At 40.7% G+C, this 538-nt stretch carries 1 protein-coding gene; it reads left to right on the forward strand.

Annotated features, from left to right (window positions below):
• Positions 1-538, forward strand: a 538-nt coding sequence (locus ABN217_RS20215) for an autotransporter outer membrane beta-barrel domain-containing protein (RefSeq protein ID WP_349459997.1), incomplete at both ends; no start/stop codon positions are given.

The following is a 538-nucleotide window of genomic DNA, read 5'->3' on the forward strand; positions in this document are numbered from 1 at the left end:
GGTTAAAAACGCAGAAATACTTAATAGCGAAAAAGAAAGTACAGACAATAAAGGCAATGTCTGGGCTAAAGTCCTTTATAATTGGGAAGATAGCTCAAGTGATGGTAATGCGAATAGCTATGATGCTTCTGCCTATGGTGTACTATTAGGTGCGGATCAGCGTTTTAACAACGATAAAATGCTACTTGGTGTAGCAGGGGGGGTCACCAAAACCTCTCTTTCAGGTTATAACAGTCACGCAAATAGCGAAAACTACCACTTATCACTCTATAGTGGTTATGATTTTAACCGTATCACGCTACGTGCAGGTGTATCGAATACGTTTCATCGTGTCCATACCTCAAAAACGCTCAATTACGTCGCGCAATCAGATAAAAATACGGCTAATTACAATGGGAACACCAACCAGATATTTATCGAAGTGGCTTATCCAATAACTCTTTCGGACACACAATTAGAGCCGTTTGTTAATTTAGAATACGCCAAAACAAAAAACGCTACCATTAACGAGCAAGGAGGCCGTGCAGCCTTACAAGCC

The sequence above is a fragment of the Proteus sp. fly-1067 genome, from assembly GCF_040139345.1.
GTDB lineage: Bacteria > Pseudomonadota > Gammaproteobacteria > Enterobacterales > Enterobacteriaceae > Proteus > Proteus vulgaris_B.